This window comes from Chloroflexaceae bacterium (assembly GCA_025057155.1).
Lineage (GTDB): Bacteria > Chloroflexota > Chloroflexia > Chloroflexales > Chloroflexaceae > JACAEO01.
On the sequence record JANWYD010000157.1, the window covers coordinates 1 to 549 of the forward strand.

The 549-nt window shown below is 60.5% G+C and carries 1 protein-coding gene; it reads left to right on the plus strand.

The annotated features are described in order from the left end of the window. On the plus strand, nt 1-549 hold a 549-nt coding region (locus tag NZU74_20790; protein MCS6883762.1), incomplete at both ends, for an iron-containing alcohol dehydrogenase.

Here is a 549-nt window from a genome sequence, read left to right on the forward strand (position 1 = left end):
CTGATCGGCAGCCCCTATCTGATGCCGACGATAGCGATTGTCGATCCGCTGCTGACCGTCTCGTCGCCGCCGAGCGTGACTGCGGCAACCGGGGTGGATGCGCTAGTGCATGCGATCGAGGCGTATGTGTCGGTAAAGCGACAACCAATGACCGACGTGCTGTGTTTGTCGGCAATCGAGTTGATTTCGAGCAATATTCGGCAGGCATGGGCGAATGGCAACAACATCGAGGCCCGCGAGAAGATGATGCTCGGCGCGACCCAAGCCGGCATTGCCTTCAGCAATTCGTCGGTGGCGCTCGTGCATGGTATGTCGCGCCCGATCGGCGCCTATTTCCACATTGCGCACGGCGTCTCGAATGCAGCTCTGCTAGCAGTAGTGACGGAGTTCAGTCTGGTGGGTGATCCGAAGCGGTATGCCGATGTCGCTCGCGCGATGGGAGAACCGATCGATGGCCTCTCGCCGATGGAAGCAGCCGATCGGGCTGTGGCGGCGATCCGGCGGCTAGTGCGCGACATTAAGATCCCTTCGTTGCGCCAGTTAGGTGTC